This is a genomic window from Bacillus sp. Marseille-Q3570, from assembly GCF_946151055.1.
In the GTDB taxonomy this organism is placed as follows: Bacteria; Bacillota; Bacilli; order Bacillales; family Fictibacillaceae; genus Pseudalkalibacillus.
This window is the reverse complement of sequence record NZ_CAMGYZ010000030.1, coordinates 1-2882: the sequence shown is the minus strand read 5'-3', so window position 1 is coordinate 2882 and position 2882 is coordinate 1. Positions and strand designations below refer to the sequence as shown.

General features: G+C 54.2%; 1 rRNA gene. It reads right to left on the bottom strand.

Annotated elements, in window-relative coordinates:
• Positions 1 to 2882 (bottom strand): 23S ribosomal RNA (locus N8M93_RS22510); the annotation flags it as partial.

The window sequence follows — 2882 nt, the reverse complement described above, 5'->3', positions numbered from 1 at the left end:
ACACCAGACCTATCAACCTCATCATCTCTGAGGGATCTTACTCGCTTGACGCGATGGGAAATCTCATCTTGAGGGGGGCTTCATGCTTAGATGCTTTCAGCACTTATCCCGTCCACACGTAGCTACCCAGCTATGCTCCTGGCGGAACAACTGGTACACCAGCGGTGTGTCCATCCCGGTCCTCTCGTACTAAGGACAGCTCCTCTCAAATTTCCTGCGCCCGCGACGGATAGGGACCGAACTGTCTCACGACGTTCTGAACCCAGCTCGCGTACCGCTTTAATGGGCGAACAGCCCAACCCTTGGGACCTACTTCAGCCCCAGGATGCGATGAGCCGACATCGAGGTGCCAAACCTCCCCGTCGATGTGGACTCTTGGGGGAGATAAGCCTGTTATCCCCAGGGTAGCTTTTATCCGTTGAGCGATGGCCCTTCCATGCGGAACCACCGGATCACTAAGCCCGACTTTCGTCCCTGCTCGACTTGTAGGTCTCGCAGTCAAGCTCCCTTGTGCCTTTACACTCTGCGAATGATTTCCAACCATTCTGAGGGAACCTTTGGGCGCCTCCGTTACATTTTAGGAGGCGACCGCCCCAGTCAAACTGCCCACCTGACACTGTCTCCGAACCGGATCACGGTCCTGGGTTAGAATTTCAATACCGTCAGGGTAGTATCCCACCGACGCCTCCACCGAACCTGGCGGTCCGGCTTCCAAGGCTCCTACCTATCCTGTACAAACGATACCAAAATCCAATATCAGGCTACAGTAAAGCTCCATGGGGTCTTTCCGTCCTGTCGCGGGTAACCTGCATCTTCACAGGTACTATAATTTCACCGGGTCTCTCGTTGAGACAGTATCCAAGTCGTTGCACCTTTCGTGCGGGTCGGAACTTACCCGACAAGGAATTTCGCTACCTTAGGACCGTTATAGTTACGGCCGCCGTTTACTGGGGCTTCGATTCAGAGCTTCTCCCGTAAGGGATAACCCCTCCTCTTAACCTTCCAGCACCGGGCAGGTGTCAGCCCCTATACTTCGCCTTACGGCTTCGCAGAGACCTGTGTTTTTGCTAAACAGTCGCTTGGATCTTTTCACTGCGGCTCTCTCGGGCTTGCACCCTATCAGAGCACCCCTTCTCCCGAAGTTACGGGGTCATTTTGCCGAGTTCCTTAACGAGAGTTCTCCCGAGCATCTTAGGATTCTCTCCTCGCCTACCTGTGTCGGTTTACGGTACGGGCACCTCTTTCCTCGCTAGAGGCTTTTCTTGGCAGTGTAGGATCAGGGACTTCGGTACTCTAATTCCCTCGCCATCACAGCTCCGCCATATGGTGGACGGATTTACCTATCCACCGGCCTTGACTGCTTGGACGCGCATATCCATCAGCGCGCTCTCCCTACCTTCCTGCGTCCCCCCGTTGCTCAAACGGAAAGGAGGTGGTACAGGAATATCAACCTGTTGGCCATCGCCTACGCCTTTCGGCCTCGGCTTAGGTCCCGACTAACCCTGAGCGGACGAGCCTTCCTCAGGAAACCTTGGGCTTTCGATGGAGAAGATTCTCACTTCTCTTTTCGCTACTCATACCGGCATTCTCACTTCAAAGCGCTCCACGAGTCCTTCCGGTCTCGCTTCTCAGCCCTTCGAACGCTCCCCTACCACTGTACCGTCAGGTACAATCCATAGCTTCGGTGATACGTTTAGCCCCGGTACATTTTCGGCGCAGAGTCACTCGACCAGTGAGCTATTACGCACTCTTTAAATGGTGGCTGCTTCTAAGCCAACATCCTGGTTGTCTGGGCAACTCCACATCCTTTTCCACTTAACGTATACTTGGGGACCTTAGCTGATGGTCTGGGCTGTTTCCCTCTCGACTACGGATCTTATCACTCGCAGTCTGACTCCCGTGGACAAGTTCCTGGCATTCGGAGTTTGACTGAATTCGGTAATCCTGTGGGGACCCCTAGTCCAATCAGTGCTCTACCTCCAGAACTCTCACCACGAGGCTAGCCCTAAAGCTATTTCGGGGAGAACCAGCTATCTCCGAGTTCGATTGGCATTTCACCCCTACCCACACCTCATCCCCGCACTTTTCAACGTGCGTGGGTTCGGGCCTCCATTCAGTGTTACCTGAACTTCACCCTGGACATGGGTAGATCACTCGGTTTCGGGTCTACGACAACGTACTCATGCGCCCTGTTCAGACTCGCTTTCGCTGCGGCTCCGTCTTTTCGACTTAACCTTGCACGTTATCGTAACTCGCCGGTTCATTCTACAAAAGGCACGCCGTCACCCGTCAATGGGCTCCGACTACTTGTAGGCACACGGTTTCAGGATCTCTTTCACTCCCCTTCCGGGGTGCTTTTCACCTTTCCCTCACGGTACTGGTTCACTATCGGTCACTAGGGAGTATTTAGCCTTGGGAGATGGTCCTCCCAGCTTCCGACGGGGTTTCACGTGTCCCGCCGTACTCAGGATCCACTCTGGAGGGAACGACGTTTTGGCTACAGGGCTGTTACCTTTTCTAGCGGGCCTTTCCAGACCGCTTCGCCTACGCCGTTCCTTTCTTACTCCGTATAGAGTGTCCTACAACCCCAAGAGGCAAGCCTCTTGGTTTGGGCTGTTTCCGTTTCGCTCGCCGCTACTCAGGAAATCGCGATTGCTTTCTCTTCCTCTGGGTACTAAGATGTTTCAGTTCCCCAGGTCTGCCTTCTCATACCCTATGGATTCAGGTATGGATCCTACCCCATTACGGGTAGTGGGTTCCCCCATTCGGAAATCCCCGGATCAAAGCTTACTTACAGCTCCCCGAGGCATATCGGTGTTCGTCCCGTCCTTCTTCGGCTCCTAGTGCCAAGGCATCCACCGTGCGCCCTTCATAACTTAACC